The following is a 14,362-nucleotide window of genomic DNA, read 5'->3' as shown; positions in this document are numbered from 1 at the left end:
TTAATATGCGTAATACTTGAATCATTGATTTCAATATTCGTAAGGAGTATACGCAATGAACTATAAATTCTTTACTATTTTATCTGTCCTTTTGCTCAGTGCGTGCACTACAACTAAAACTATTTCTCTTGCAGTAAATGAATTGCCGCCCACTGCTGCCGATGATGGCGGTATAGAGCTCCAAATGTGGAAATCTATCGGGGGTAAAAATGTAAGAGCTCTAACTAGAAATGCTCGATTTCCGCTCAGCTCTAGTTCAAGTGAACTTGTCCAGGAGCTAGACTTTATTGATTCAAAGGGCGATAAATATGGGCAACGGCTAAGAGGTTTGCTTATGGTCCCCGAAAGCGGTGCCTATACCTTCTGGCTAAGCGCAGACGAAAGCGCAGAAGTTTGGTTATCTGGCGATGATACTCCCGACAATAAGCGATTGATCGCTTTTGTTAATAAGCCTTCTGGATACAAAATTTGGGATCGTTATAAAACTCAGAAGTCGCCTACTATTAACTTAGACGCTGGAACACCATACTATTTCGAAGTATTGCATAAAGACCACCTAGGTGGAGACTACTTAAATGTCTCATGGTCAGGGCCAGGTTTTGAGCTGACCACGCTAACGAGTGAAAACTTAGCATACTATGACCACGAATCAGGTTTAGCTGAAAGTTACCAGGATGGTTATCATGTCGGTTACCACTCAGGTAACCTTCTATCCCCCTATGATAATCGCTATCTGCCAATAGACAGTGATAATGACGGTTTACCTAATTTCTATGAATTAGCGATTGGAACAGATCCTAATGATGATGCCGATGCTTTTTCTGATAGTGATGGCGACCTATTAAGCAATGTTGATGAGTATTTCATTCTAAGCAACCCACTAGATGAGGACACCGATAACGACGGTATTCCTGATGGGTATGAGGTATTGGTTGGTCTCAACGTTCTAGATTCATCGGACGCCGTAAATGACAATGATGGTGATGGCTCGTCTAATCTTGATGAATATTTGGCAGGGACACAAATAGACAACGCAAGCAGCGTACCGGAACTCCCGTCAACCCCTGATTCGGGTGGACAAGATATTTACGCTGTTGAGCTTAATTGGTCGGCACCAAACACTAGAGAGGATGGAAGCGCTTTGAGCCAGGGCGATATCAAGTCTTATAAAATTTATCGTGGGGCAAGTAGTGGCAATATGGTGTTGCTAATAACCGTAACAGACCCTGAAGCGACTTCGGTTGCTTTGGAATCTCTAAGCGCTGGTACTCATTACTTTGCGATCAGTACCGTGACTAAGGATAACTCTGAGAGCAAAAAGTCTTCGATTGTCGAAGTAAATATATAGAGAATTGTAATTGCCTTGTACCAATATAAGGTGGATTTGTTGCCGGGATTTTGCTACCAAGTTAAATAAATTCAAATAATTGTTACATTTATGTGACGGTCGATTTATAGTGCGCACAATATCAAACTCTAATGGTAAAGGTGTGCATGATATGGATTTAAAATCTGCTCAAAAAATCGATTCTGCTGTGAACGATAGTCGAAAAGAATTTTCTCGTCTGGGGCTGGCATTTTTATTCTTAGCCGGGATTCTAGCTTACGTCGCGACAAGCTTCCAGCTTGGACAAGGTTCTTTGGTTTTATCTATCGCCGCAGTAGTTGGCGGCTATATGGCAATGAATATAGGTGCCAATGATGTGGCCAATAACGTTGGCCCAGCGGTTGGCTCAAAAGCGCTCACACTAACCTGGGCGATAATAATAGCTGCAATCTTTGAGGCCGGTGGTGCCTTGTTAGCTGGCGGTGAAGTCGTCAGTACCATTAAGAAGGGTATTATCAACCCCGAAAATATTACTGATTCCACTACTTTTATCTGGTTAATGCTTTCAGCCTTATTTGCTGGTGCTGTTTGGTTGAATGCAGCTACTTACCTCGGTGCGCCCGTTTCAACAACTCATTCAATCGTTGGTGGCGTGCTTGGCGCAGGTATTGCTGCTGGCGGATTGGCCATTGCAAACTGGAATAAAATGGGGATGATTGCTGCGAGTTGGGTTATCTCACCTGTGCTAGGGGGCGTTATTGCAGCCTCGCTTCTCCTATTCATTAAAAAGAAGATTATTTATCAGGATGACATGCTTCAATCGGCAAGACGCTTTGTTCCTTGGTTGATCGCGTTGATGGCGTGGGCGTTTAGTACTTATTTAGCGCTTAAAGGTTTGAAAAAAATATGGAAAATTGACTTCCAAATGGCCGCCATGATTGGTCTTGCTGTCGCCGCATGTTTTTTTGTTGTAATAAAACCTTTAGTTTCAAAGTCATCCAAAAAGCAAGAGAATAATAAGGAAGGCGTCAACAATCTCTTCACTATACCTCTGATTTTTGCTGCGGCATTATTAAGTTTTGCGCATGGAGCAAATGATGTTGCAAATGCCGTAGGACCGCTTGCTGCTATCACCGATTCGATTACCAGCGATGGTATTTCTAAAAAAGCGGCTATTCCTCTATGGGTGATGATGATTGGTGCCATTGGTATAGCAATTGGTTTGCTATTGTATGGGCCTAAGCTAATTCGTACCGTGGGCACAGAAATTACAGAGCTTGATAAGTCTAGAGCTTTTTGTGTTGCAATGGCTGCAGCCATTACTGTTATTATTGCCTCTCAGCTTGGTCTGCCTGTTAGTTCAACCCATATTGCGGTTGGTGGGATCTTCGGTGTTGGCTTCCTTAGGGAGTATCTAAAAACTAGTTATGCAAGTCAATTGCATACCATGCTTAGTCACCATGAGGGTGAAGAAAAGCGCCGGCTATCCGAGTTTCTTGATGATTTTAAAAGCGCATCTGTCGAAGAGATGGAAAAAATGCTGCAGACTGCAAAACAAGAGAAAAAAGCGCTTGGCTTTAATAAGGTCGAGCGCAAGCGTTTAAAGAAAATATATAAAGAAAAGCTTGTAAAGCGGTCCGCATTCAAGAAAATTATTGCTGCGTGGCTTATCACCGTTCCTGCTTCTGCAGCCCTTGCTGCTACGGTGTTTACTCTGATTTCAGGCTTTAGCATTTAAGATTAAGGCCGCTTCGCTTGACTAGGTTTCTTTACTTGAACCTAGTTAAGCGCTAGCCTTCAAGTTATCACAGTAAAGGAGCTGATTATGCCTAAAGAAAAAGTTGCCCACCTGATTACCGATTTGCATGAACGATTTGGTGACGAGTTAGTTAGCCCTCAGCAGCAGTCTTTGCTAGAGCAAGTTAAGACACATGCTCATGAGATGGATGAGGCTGAGCCCGCCGACCCAAACTTTTTAGAGCTTGTTGAAACCCTTGTTGCCGAGGTTGAGGCCGAGCATCCGAGAGCGGCTGCGATACTTGAGCAGATGCTTGATACCTTAAAAAATATCGGGATTTAAGCGACAACAAAAAGCCGATGATAGCGCTAGCCTCATCGGCTTTTTTACGTCTAGATTTTAGTCTGCTACTCTTTCAATTCACGGTAAGTTCTGAAAATTTCTTTAATCGGGCGTTTCGCTTTAAATCCAAAGGTTTCATTGAAATGAGACCCATCAATAACGACCGGATACTTAAAATAATTAAGCAAATAACACGGAAACATTGTTAAGTTCAGAAAGCCTGTAATGGCACGAGGCAACACGGGCGGGATAGATGGAATGGGTATGGGTGTACACTCACAAAGTTCCAGCGCGTCTTGGTAGGCAACCCAGTCATTTGTCGAAACATTGTAGACACCGCGCTTTCGCTGCTTATGCGCTAGCGTAACGGCATCGGCCATATCATCTATATGTATGAACTGCATGATTGGAGAGAATCCCATCAGTACCGGTGCGTATTTACTTGAAAGTAAGTTGCTGATGGTATTTCGTACGCCAGGGCCGACAATGTTACAGGGCCTTAGAATCGTAATGTTCAAGTCAGGATAGCGCCATAGGTAGATATTAGCTAGGCTTTCAAGCTCGACGGAATCTACCAGGTCCATTGTTAGCTCAGCTGCTTTTAGCGGGGCAGTTTCATCAATCAGTGCCGGGTTATAGGGTGATGACCCATAAACGTGATAGGTTGATAGCACAATAACATTGCTGATCCCGTATTTATGACTTAAGTCCAAAAGCTTTTGTGTGCCAAGAACATTGGCATTATAACGTCTCATCCGTGTTTCTTCTGCAGAAGAAATACGTCCGAGGTGAATAACGCTATCAAAGTCATGATGCTTAAACAGGTCTTCAAAAACGCGTTTATTGAAATCGACTTTATAACTTGGAATGTCGTCGCTGTGATAGGTGATTTTACGGAAATCTACAGCAGCAATTTGGTATTCATCACGAAGTCGATTAATGACTTGCTGGGCTAAGGCGCCGGCAGCGCCTGTAACAAGAACGTTTTTCTTGTGCTCAGCTTTTTTCTTGCTGATTGTTTTGCTAGTGTTTGTACGAGAACTCATTCGAATATTGCCTCCCTTTCATTCAATCCTTTTGCAATCAAGCCATTGATGGCTGATTTAACCTTTTCAACTCTACGCGTCACTTGCTCTTCAGTAAGATCTTCGTCTTCGAAGTAAATAGGTTTCCCAAAGTTGAGGCGAACTTTCGCAGGGAAAATGAAAGGCAGGGCTATTGGAACATAAGGAACGTTTAAAAGCTTAGCTAAGGGCTTGATATTGGCGATAGCAGGGATGGTCTCCTCACAGCCAACGACGCCAACCGGAATAATCGGTGTGGTGTGCTTCATTGCCAAGTGCACAAAGCCATTTCCGAAACGTGCAAGCTGATAGCGATCTTTGTATAGCTTTCCTGAGCCTCGTATTCCCTCCGGGAAAACCACAATAGCCTCACCATTTTCAAGCATTTTTGCGCAATTTATAGGGTCGCCTAATACGGCACCAACCTGATTCAGAAAATTTCCAAGGAATGGAACTGTTGGAAAGAAGCGCTCAATCATTGCGCGAGGTAAACGAGGAGAATTTTCTCGGTTTGCTACTGCATAACCGATAAGTGTTCCATCAATAGGAAGCTGTCCACTATGGTTTGCGATAATTAGTACGGGCCCTGAATCGGGAATATGCTCAATCCCGCTAGTCTCTACGCGAAAGTATTTGTTGTAAATGCCAGAGAATAAAGAAAAAACAATCTTATTGGTATCAGAGTTAAAACCCCATGGGTCATAGCCAAGGGTTCCAACTGGTTTTTCTATCTTATCGAGTTGGACGTTTAGTTCTTTTGATACTAGTTTATCTTTTAGAAAAGATTTTAAGCCCATTTCAAATCCTTTGACATATTATTGTGTTGCTGTTCTATCTTGACTCGACTTAGTTTTGTGACTGTGAGTCGACATGAACATTATGTCATATTATTACGCTGCGGGTCTTTTTAAATCAGGATTAAAGGGCAATAAAATATATAGGGATTGATTTATCACATACAAAAAAATTAAGCCTTTTCGCTTTAGAGAAAGTATCTTTCGCGCTTGGCACGATTCAATACTATAGTGATAGTAAGTCCTTTTATGAGATTCTTATGGATATAAGTGTATATGTTGGAGCGTTGGTTGCTCTATTTGTGATCATCGATCCGATTGGAATGGCTTTAATTTTCCATTCTTTGCTTGAAAGTGGTTCAGGTCGAAAGTTGATCGCTTTCAAGGCCTGTCTTATTTCCACGATGCTACTAGTATTGTTTGGCAATTTTGGTGAACTCCTTTTAAGTAAGCTTGCGATTAGTATTCATGCATTCAAGATATCCGGTGGCGTGCTTTTGTTTTATACGGCGTTTCGTATGGTTACCAGTAGTTTGTCTTTCGCTGGCAGCGGGAATGGCAGAGATATATCGGTTTTCCCATTGTCCATACCGCTACTTGCGGGGCCTGGCTCTTTAACAGTAAGTATTTTGTTGTTTTCTTCGACTAGTTCGGCTTTGGGCCAGCTTTCTGTGATGTTTGCCATTGTATCTATCAGCACGCTAACCTGTATTCTGATGATTTTTTCGGGCAATGTTAAACGCCTGGTTGGTGCGATAGGTGATGAAGTATTAAAACGTTTTTTAGGAATGATCTTAGCTGCACTGGCAATCCAGTTTATTCTGGATGGCTTGCGAGTATTTACTTAATGTCGGCGAATCAGCTTATGCTGCTATAAGGAATCAAAGCTTATTAAGCGCATTTTCAAGAGAAATGCTTTTTAGGTTTTGTGCCTCGGCAACGTTCTTGTTACAGAGCTCCCCATTAACAATATTCAGACCTTTCATAAAGCCCGGGTTCGTTTCCAGTGCTTTACGACAACCTCTATTAGCAAGCTCGATTACGTAAGGCGCTGTAGCGTTCGTTAAAGCTAGAGTTGAACTTCGTGCAACGGCTCCGGGCATATTGGCGACGCAATAATGTACGACATTATTTATTGTGAATACTGGCTTTTCATGAGTTGTAGGTTTTGAGGTTTCAATACATCCACCTTGGTCTATCGCCACATCTACGATCACGCTGCCGCTTTTCATCTGGCTTAGGTCAGTTTTAGTAATTAGCTTTGGGGCGGTAGCGCCGGGAATTAGCACAGCCCCAATAACAAGGTCGCAGTGAGGTAGGAGTTTGAGTAGGGCTGCGCGACTTGCGTATAGAGTTTTGATGCTGTTGCCAAACTCGCTTTCTAGTGTTCTTAGTGTTTCAATCGATTTATCGAATACGGTTACGTCGCTCCCCATGCCAACAGCGATTTTAGCAGCATTGCGGCCGACAACTCCGCCACCAAGTATCAGAACGCGTGCCGGTTCGACACCGGGGGCACCACTTAAGAGTACGCCGCGACCTCCCTGCGATTTCTCAAGGCAGTGAGCGCCTGCCTGAATTGACATTCGGCCAGCAATCTCTGACATTGGTGTAAGAAGAGGAAGGTGTCCCGCAGCATCGGAAACCGTCTCATAGGCGATGCACGTTGCTTTACTATCTAGCAAGTCGCTTGTTTGCTGAAGATCTGGTGCAAGGTGTAAATATGTAAACAGTATATGACCTGCGGTGAGCTGGCTGCGCTCCCAGGCTTGCGGCTCCTTTACCTTAAGAATCAGGTTTGCTTGGTGAAAAATATCAACAGCAGATTCGAGCACAGTCGACCCTGCGTCAAGGTATTCTTGGTTTGAAAAACCGGATCCTAATCCTGCATCTTTCTCTATAAAAACCTTATGTCCATGAGAATAGAGCTCGTGAGCAATGTTAGGCGTCATGGCGACGCGGAATTCGTTATTTTTGACTTCTTTTGGTACACCAATACGCATTGCTGACTCCTTTAAAAAACGCCAGATATGTTATTAGTATAGCTGTATTTTTAGCGGATGAAGAACGACGTAAGGGGAAGAGGAGGGGGAGTTTGTTTGAAAAGCTCCACCTCTAAGATCCTGGTTTGGGGTCTTAGAGGTGGGTACTAAGCACTCGTTAGCCGCGACGGCGAAATAGTGGTTGATTCATAAAGCTTGCTGCTTGATAAGATTCAGTAAAGTCGGACAAGCCTTCTTGTGCGACCTCAATATCTTTGTCTTCTCGAACTGCATATGCGTCAAAACCGCAGCGTTTCAGATAGAAAAGCTGGTCGTGAAGAATGTCGCCAATTGCACGAATTTCACCCTCAAAGTTCAAACGGTCGCGAAGTATACGAGCATAGGAGTAGCCGCGCCCGTCAACAAACTTAGGGAAGTTTATTGCAATAGCAGGAAGCTTATCCAGGTAGGGTGCAAGCGCTTCCGGTTCTTCGTCGCTGTCGAGCCAAACGCCAACTTCAGAAGCATCAATGCATCCAGGGTTTTCAAGCAAATAGTTTAAGGGAACAAATACCTGGCTCTGCTCAAGCTTGCCTGAAAAACCTTTATCTAGAATTTGCCACGCATCATCGACAATCTTATCTACTTTAATCAGCCTTGGCATATACGCGCTCCTTAAAAGGTAGCATTCCAATTCTACGGAATGTATCAATAAACAGTTCTTCTTCAGTTCGGTTTTCAATATAAACGTTGATAATCTTTTCAACGACTTCAGGCATCTGAGCTCTAGCGAAGGACGGGCCTAATATTTTGCCAATGGCGGCATCTTTACCCGAGTTTCCACCTAGAGATACCTGATAGAATTCTTCGCCGCGCTTATCAACACCGAGAATTCCAATGTTACCCACATGGTGATGACCGCAAGCGTTCATACAGCCTGATATATTTAAATCGATCTCGCCGATGTCATAGACATAATCTAGATCATCAAACTTGATTTGAATCTGCTCAGCTACTGGTATTGATTTGGCGTTTGCAAGGCCACAAAAGTCGCCGCCTGGGCAGCAAATAATGTCTGTAATCATGCCAAGGTTAGGCGTTGCAAAACCAGCTGCTTTAGCCTCACTCCATAATTCAAACAACATATTCTGAGGAACGTCTGCAAGAACAATGTTCTGGTCGTGTGTTACACGGACTTCACCAAAACTATACTTATCAGCCATGTCTGCAATTGTATCAACCTGCTTGTCAGATGCATCGCCTGGTGGTGTGCCCGTTTTCTTAAGTGTTAGCGTAACGATCGAGTAGCCAGGCTTTTTATGGTCATTGACATTACGCTTGATCCAATTGGCAAAGCCTTTGTGCTCGTCTTGTTGCTTAACAAAGCTTTCACTATTATCAGCAAGCGATTGGTATGCTGGTTCTGTAAAGAAGTTTTTTACACGGTCAATTTCTTCATTGGTCAGTGTTGTCGCTCCATCCTTGATATGCTCCCATTCAGCTTCAACGCGTTCTGCGAACTTGGCGGGTGTAAGGGCTTTTACAAGGATTTTAATACGAGCTTTGTATTTGTTGTCGCGGCGACCGTGAATATTGTAGACACGCAAGATCGCATCGAGATAACTAAGCAGGTGCTTCTCGGGTAAAAACTCACGAATTACCGAGGCAATGATTGGCGTACGGCCTAGCCCACCACCGGCCAAAACTTTAAAGCCAATTTCACCTGCATCGTTCTTAACAAGCTCCAGAGCAATATCATTCACTAGAGACTCAGTACGATCTGTATCACCACAAGCGTTTACCGAGATTTTGAATTTACGTGGCAAGAATGCAAACTCAGGATGGAAAGTCGACCACTGACGTATGATCTCGCAGTAAGGGCGCGGGTCTAACAATTCATTCGCTGCCACACCGGCAAACTGGTCAGTCGTGGTGTTACGAATACAATTGCCACTCGTTTGAATGGAATGCATTTCAACACTACGAAGCTCGTCAAGAATGTCTGGGACATCTTTTAGCTCGGGCCAGTTGAATTGGACGTTTTGGCGAGTAGTAAAGTGCAGGTAGCCTTTGTCGTAGTCACGACTGATTGAAGCGAGCTTCCTAAGCTGTGTGGAAGACAGCATGCCGTAAGGTACGGCGACCCGAAGCATAGGTGCTAATCGCTGGACGTATAGACCGTTTTGCAGACGTAAAGGCAAAAAGTCGTCACCTGCCAAAGTCCCTTCAAGAAAGCGTTGGGTTTGACCGCGGAACTGCTGAACCCGTTCCTGGACGATCTGTTTGTCGTAACCATCGTATTTGTACATTTAGTGCGTCTCAATCGTACTTGCTTAATATAATTTAGCCCAAAGCAGCCTGGGGCCATTTTTGCGGGCGCTAAGGGTATCAGTTTTTAATAAGCGGTTAAATAACCAGCTTATATAAGTTTGTTTAGCTATTACGGGTTTTGGTTATATAAAAGCCGTTTTTTAGCGATTAATCATAGTTTAGTACCGGACTCAACCATTTTTCTGCTTCAGTGATAGACATTGATTTACGCTTAGCGTAATCCTCGACCTGGTCTTTGGTAATTTTTCCAACAGAAAAATATTTTGAATCAGGGTGGGAATAATAAAACCCACTAACTGAAGCTGCAGGTGTCATTGCAAAGTGTTCGGTTAATGAAATTCCGGCACTGTTTTCGGGTTCCAGTAGCTTGAACAGCTCGGTCTTTTCAGTATGATCAGGGCAAGCAGGGTAGCCCGGAGCAGGGCGGATACCGCGGTATTTTTCTTTAATCAAGGCGTCGTTATCAAAGCTTTCATCTCCAGCGTAAGCCCAGAACTCTTTACGAACTCTTTCGTGCATACGCTCAGCGAAAGCTTCGGCTAGGCGGTCAGCTAGCGCTTTGACCATAATCGCGTTGTAGTCGTCATGTTTTGCTTCGAACTCGGTGGCAAGTTCTTCAGCACCGATTCCAGCGGTGACTGCAAAGCCACCGATATAGTCATTGAGACCCGTTTCTTTAGGTGCAATAAAGTCAGCTAGTGATAAGCTAAATTGATTGCCCGCTTTGTCAGATTGCTGGCGTAGGTGATTCAGGCTTAGATTTACCTTAGATCGACTTTCGTCTGCAAATACAGTAATTTCATCATCGCCTTGAGCGTTTGCTGGCCAAAATCCGATAACAGCCTTGGCTTTTAGTTTTTTATTGCTTATCAGATCCTTGAGCATTTTTTGTGCATCATTGAAAAGACTCTGAGCAGCTTCACCGATATGCTCATCTTTTAATATTTTCGGGTATTTTCCAACCAGGTCCCACGTGATAAAAAACGGAGTCCAATCGATATAGTCAACTAATTCTTCAAGTGGGTAGTCTTCAAAGATTTTGGTGCCGGTAAATTTCGGCTTAGGTGGTTCGTAGCCGCTCCAATCAAGTGACAGCTTGTTTGCTACTGCTTTTTCATAGCTTAGGAAGCTGGACTTGGCGCTGCGGTTTTTACGACGTTCGCGTACCGTCTCATATTCCACCTTCACGTTCTCGACAAAGGTGTCACGCTGTGTATCACTTAACAAAGAGGTAGCAACACTGACACTACGTGAGGCATCTGTGACATAGACTGAAATATTATTTTGATACTGAGGTTCTATCTTCACAGCGGTGTGAGCCTTAGAGGTCGTTGCACCACCGATCATTAGTGGTATATCCAAGCCTTCTCGCTGCAGCTCTTTTGCGATATGGACCATTTCGTCAAGCGACGGTGTGATTAGGCCACTAACTCCAATAATGTCTACATTATGTTCTTTGGCGGCAGCAAGTATTTTATCGGCAGGAACCATTACACCAAGATCTATTACTTCATAGTTGTTGCACTGTAAAACGACACCAACGATATTCTTGCCGATATCATGTACATCGCCTTTAGCGGTGGCCATTAGGATTTTACCCTTGGTCGTTTGTTTATCACTTTTTTCTGCTTCAATGAAGGGGACGAGATGTGCGACTGACTGTTTCATTACCCGGGCGCTTTTAACGACTTGTGGTAAGAACATTTTACCTTCGCCAAATAGGTCGCCTACGACATTCATTCCATCCATTAAAGGGCCTTCGATGACCTCAATTGGTCTCGCTGCTTTGACGCGAGCTTCTTCGGTATCTTCTGTAATAAAGGTGGTAATACCTTTAACAAGCGCGTGTTCGAGTCGCTTTTCGACAGGCAGCTTACGCCACTCTAGATCCTCTTTCTTCTTCTCACCGGCTTCACCGCGGAAATTATCAGCTATTTCAAGAAGTCGATCAGTTGAGTCGTCCCGTCTATTTAGGACAACATCTTCGACGCGCTCTTTTAGCTCTGGATCAATATCGTCATAGATAACTAGTTGTCCGGGATTGACGATACCCATGTTCATACCGGCTTTTATGGCGTGATAAAGAAAGACGGAATGAATAGCCTCGCGTACTGGGTTGTTGCCGCGGAAGGAAAACGAGACGTTACTAACGCCACCAGAGACACTTGCATAGGGTAGGTTTTGACGAATCCAGCGAGTAGCTTCGATAAAGTCAACGGCGTAGTTGTTATGTTCTTCGATACCTGTTGCGACCGCAAAAATATTCGGGTCAAAAATAATATCTTCAGGAGGCATGCCTAAGCCAACCAATACGTCGTATGAGCGCTTACAAATCTCTATCTTACGATCTAAGGAGTCGGCCTGACCCTTCTCATCGAAAGCCATCACTACCGCGGCCGCACCGTAACGAATACAGGCTTTCGCATGATCGATAAATTGCTCTTCGCCTTCCTTCAAGCTAATTGAGTTAACGACAGCCTTCCCTTGTACGCAACGCAGTCCGGCCTCAATTACTTCCCACTTAGAGGAGTCAATCATAATTGGTGCTTTGGAGATATCTGGTTCTGAAGCGACGAGGTTGAGAAAGTGGACCATCGCTTCTTTGGATTCCAGCATGCCTTCATCCATATTGATATCGATGATTTGTGCGCCGTTTTCAACTTGCTGTCTTGCAACGTCGAGTGCTTCTTCAAACTCTTCGTCTTTAATAAGCCTCAAAAACTTCTTTGAACCAGTAACGTTAGTGCGCTCACCGACATTAATGAATAGTGAGTCTTCATCTGTAACAAAAGCTTCTAAGCCGGAAAGGCGAAGTTTGGGTTTGATCTGTGGAATAGCCCTTGTACTGTGTTTCTCCATACGTCGTGCGATTTCAGCAATGTGCTCTGGTGTTGAACCGCAGCAGCCACCGATAATGTTGATTAAATTATCTTTTGCGAAGGTCTCAACGATATCGGCCATTTCTTCAGGTGTTTGATCGTATTCACCAAACTCATTCGGCAGGCCTGCGTTAGGGTGGGCGCTAACATAGCATTCGCCCTTGGTAGATAACTCTTCAATGTAGGGCCGAAGTGCATCGGCACCCAGAGCGCAGTTAAAACCGATGCTCAGAGGCTTGCAGTGCTTAACAGATATTAGGAAGGCCTCAGCTGTCTGCCCGGACAGAGTACGGCCCGAGGCGTCAGTGATGGTGCCTGAAATCATGATTGGCAGTTTCAGTTTGGAATCCTGAAAGTATTGTTCAACTGCATAAATAGCTGCTTCAGCATTAAGCGTATCGAATATGGTCTCGATCATGATTATGTCGGCACCGCCTTTTACCAAGGCATCGGTGGCTTCATAATAATTGTCGTAAAGCTCTTCGAAAGTGACGTTTCTAAAACCCGGGTCGTTAACGTCGGGGCTAATGGATGCCGTACGTGATGTTGGGCCAACGACACCTGCAACAAATCTTGGCTTGTCGGGCGTTTCAGCGGTCTTCTTCTCCGCTTCTTCACGTGCAATACGTGCAGCTTCGAAATTTAACTCGTATACAAGCTCTTCCATGCCATAGTCAGCTTGGGAAACTTTGGTCGAGTTGAAAGTGTTTGTTTCAATTATATCTGCGCCTGCATCTAGATATTGTTTATGGATGCTAGCAATGGCGTCTACTTGAGTCAGGCATAATAGGTCATTATTGCCTTTAACTTCCGAAGGGTGGTCTTTGAACCTTTCACCGCGATAGTCTTCCTCTTCAAACTTAAAGCGCTGGATCATTGTTCCGGTAGCGCCATCCAGTATTAGGATGCGCTTGCTTAGCGCGTCGTTCAAAAGCTGAGTTCTATTTTGTATGTTGGACATTAAATGTGTATTCCCAAAATAAGGTGAAATAGCACGCAATTCTATGCGATGTTGTAGAAAGCGCTATCTTAGCGGAAATAAAAGTATATTGAAATATTTTGATATAGAAAATAATATCTAAAAACCTGACAATTTCTGCTCTCACACAAGCGTGAGTATAAAACGATTACCTGAGTATTTTACTAAGTCTTTATCCCAGAGTCCAAAACCCGTATTATATGCGCAAATAATTTCATCGAGGCTTACTTCATTATGGTCACTGTTTCCGAATCAGCTCAACATTATCTCGCTCAACTTGTCTCTAATCAGGAGTCAAATGGTATGGGCGTTAGAATGTTTGTTACTCAGCCAGGCACTAAATTTGCCGAGACCTGTTTGGCCTATTGTCAGCCTGAAGATATCGTTGAAGACGATGAAGTGATGGAGCTAGAAGGCTTTAAACTTTACCTCGAGAAGAAAAGCGTTCCATTTCTAGATGAAGCATTTGTAGATTACGCAGAAGAAAAAATGGGTGGCCAGCTGACAATTAAAGCGCCAAATGCCAAGATGCCAAAGATAGATGAAAATTCCAGCTTGTCAGAGCGTATCACCTATATTCTTGTTACGGATATTAACCCTGGTTTGGCATCGCATGGTGGTGATGTATCACTTGTTGAAATAACTGAAGATCAAATTGCGGTACTTCGCTTCGGTGGCGGTTGTCAGGGGTGTAGTGCAGTTTCAATTACCTTGAAGGACGGTGTCGAAAAGCGTTTGTTGGAGGTTGTTCCTGAGCTAAGTGGCGTGCGTGATGTAACAGATCACTCCGTTACGGATAATGCTTATTATAAATAAGCGAACTCTGGTATCAGAATAGCGCTCTTAGAGCTTAGGTTCTAGGTACAACTAGTTAGTCGTTCTAAAAAAGGAAGGTCAATGATCTTCCTTTTTTTATGCTTGATTGT

The 14,362-nt window shown here is 43.8% G+C and carries 11 protein-coding genes; 5 read left to right on the top strand and 6 right to left on the bottom strand.

Annotation, left to right across the window (positions count from 1 at the left end):
* The first annotated feature begins 55 nt into the window (after nt 1–55).
* The 3 genes from A3756_RS09645 to A3756_RS09635 all read left to right on the top strand — a co-directional run bounded on the left by A3756_RS09645 (nt 56) and on the right by A3756_RS09635 (nt 3,407).
* Complete coding sequence (locus A3756_RS09645) at nt 56–1,348, top strand: PA14 domain-containing protein (RefSeq protein ID WP_068507537.1); 1,293 nt, start codon at nt 56–58, stop codon at nt 1,346–1,348.
* A gap of 151 nt (nt 1,349–1,499) precedes the next feature.
* Nucleotides 1,500–3,065 carry an inorganic phosphate transporter gene (locus tag A3756_RS09640; protein ID WP_068507534.1) on the top strand — a complete coding sequence of 522 codons (1,566 nt, stop codon included), beginning with the start codon at nt 1,500–1,502 and terminating at the stop codon, nt 3,063–3,065.
* An 87-nt stretch (nt 3,066–3,152) separates the two neighbouring features.
* On the top strand, nt 3,153–3,407 hold the full coding sequence (locus tag A3756_RS09635; RefSeq protein ID WP_068507532.1) for a DUF4404 family protein: 255 nt from the start codon (nt 3,153–3,155) through the stop codon (nt 3,405–3,407).
* A 65-nt stretch (nt 3,408–3,472) separates the two neighbouring features.
* Here the strand turns inward: A3756_RS09635 and A3756_RS09630 are convergent, their stop codons facing one another.
* Together A3756_RS09630 and A3756_RS09625 are read right to left on the bottom strand one after the other, a co-directional pair.
* Nucleotides 3,473–4,453, bottom strand: a complete 981-nt coding sequence (locus A3756_RS09630; RefSeq protein ID WP_068507530.1) for an SDR family oxidoreductase — start codon at nt 4,451–4,453, stop codon at nt 3,473–3,475.
* Nucleotides 4,450–5,268, bottom strand: coding sequence for a lysophospholipid acyltransferase family protein (locus A3756_RS09625; protein WP_068553412.1), 819 nt, complete (start codon nt 5,266–5,268; stop codon nt 4,450–4,452). The genes A3756_RS09630 and A3756_RS09625 overlap by 4 nt, the downstream gene beginning before the upstream one ends.
* Nucleotides 5,269–5,525: 257 nt before the next feature.
* Between A3756_RS09625 and A3756_RS09620 the strand changes: the two genes are divergently transcribed.
* On the top strand, nt 5,526–6,113 hold the full coding sequence (locus A3756_RS09620) for a MarC family protein (protein WP_068507525.1): 588 nt from the start codon (nt 5,526–5,528) through the stop codon (nt 6,111–6,113).
* A gap of 33 nt (nt 6,114–6,146) precedes the next feature.
* On the opposite strand, the gene ald is transcribed toward A3756_RS09620, so the two are convergent.
* From ald to metH, 4 genes are all read right to left on the bottom strand, one after another.
* On the bottom strand, nt 6,147–7,268 hold the full coding sequence (gene ald / locus A3756_RS09615; RefSeq protein ID WP_068507523.1) for an alanine dehydrogenase: 1,122 nt from the start codon (nt 7,266–7,268) through the stop codon (nt 6,147–6,149).
* Between the two features lie 157 nt (nt 7,269–7,425).
* A complete protein-coding gene (locus A3756_RS09610) occupies nt 7,426–7,911 on the bottom strand; it encodes a DUF934 domain-containing protein (protein ID WP_068507521.1) in 486 nt (161 codons plus the stop codon).
* Nucleotides 7,895–9,556 carry a nitrite/sulfite reductase gene (locus A3756_RS09605; protein ID WP_068507518.1) on the bottom strand — a complete coding sequence of 554 codons (1,662 nt, stop codon included), beginning with the start codon at nt 9,554–9,556 and terminating at the stop codon, nt 7,895–7,897. The genes A3756_RS09610 and A3756_RS09605 overlap by 17 nt, the downstream gene beginning before the upstream one ends.
* Nucleotides 9,557–9,725: 169 nt before the next feature.
* Complete coding sequence (metH, locus tag A3756_RS09600) at nt 9,726–13,418, bottom strand: methionine synthase (RefSeq protein WP_068507516.1); 3,693 nt, start codon at nt 13,416–13,418, stop codon at nt 9,726–9,728.
* Nucleotides 13,419–13,667: 249 nt separating this feature from the next.
* On the opposite strand from metH, the gene nfuA reads away from it, so the two are divergent.
* The gene (gene nfuA / locus A3756_RS09595) at nt 13,668–14,252 is read left to right on the top strand and encodes a Fe-S biogenesis protein NfuA (protein WP_197469755.1); all 585 of its coding nucleotides are present in this window, start codon (nt 13,668–13,670) and stop codon (nt 14,250–14,252) included.
* Nucleotides 14,253–14,362: the final 110 nt, after the last annotated feature.

This window comes from Oleiphilus sp. HI0086, from assembly GCF_001635225.1.
Note: the sequence above shows the minus strand (reverse complement) of the source record. Positions and strands in the feature narration are given on the sequence as shown.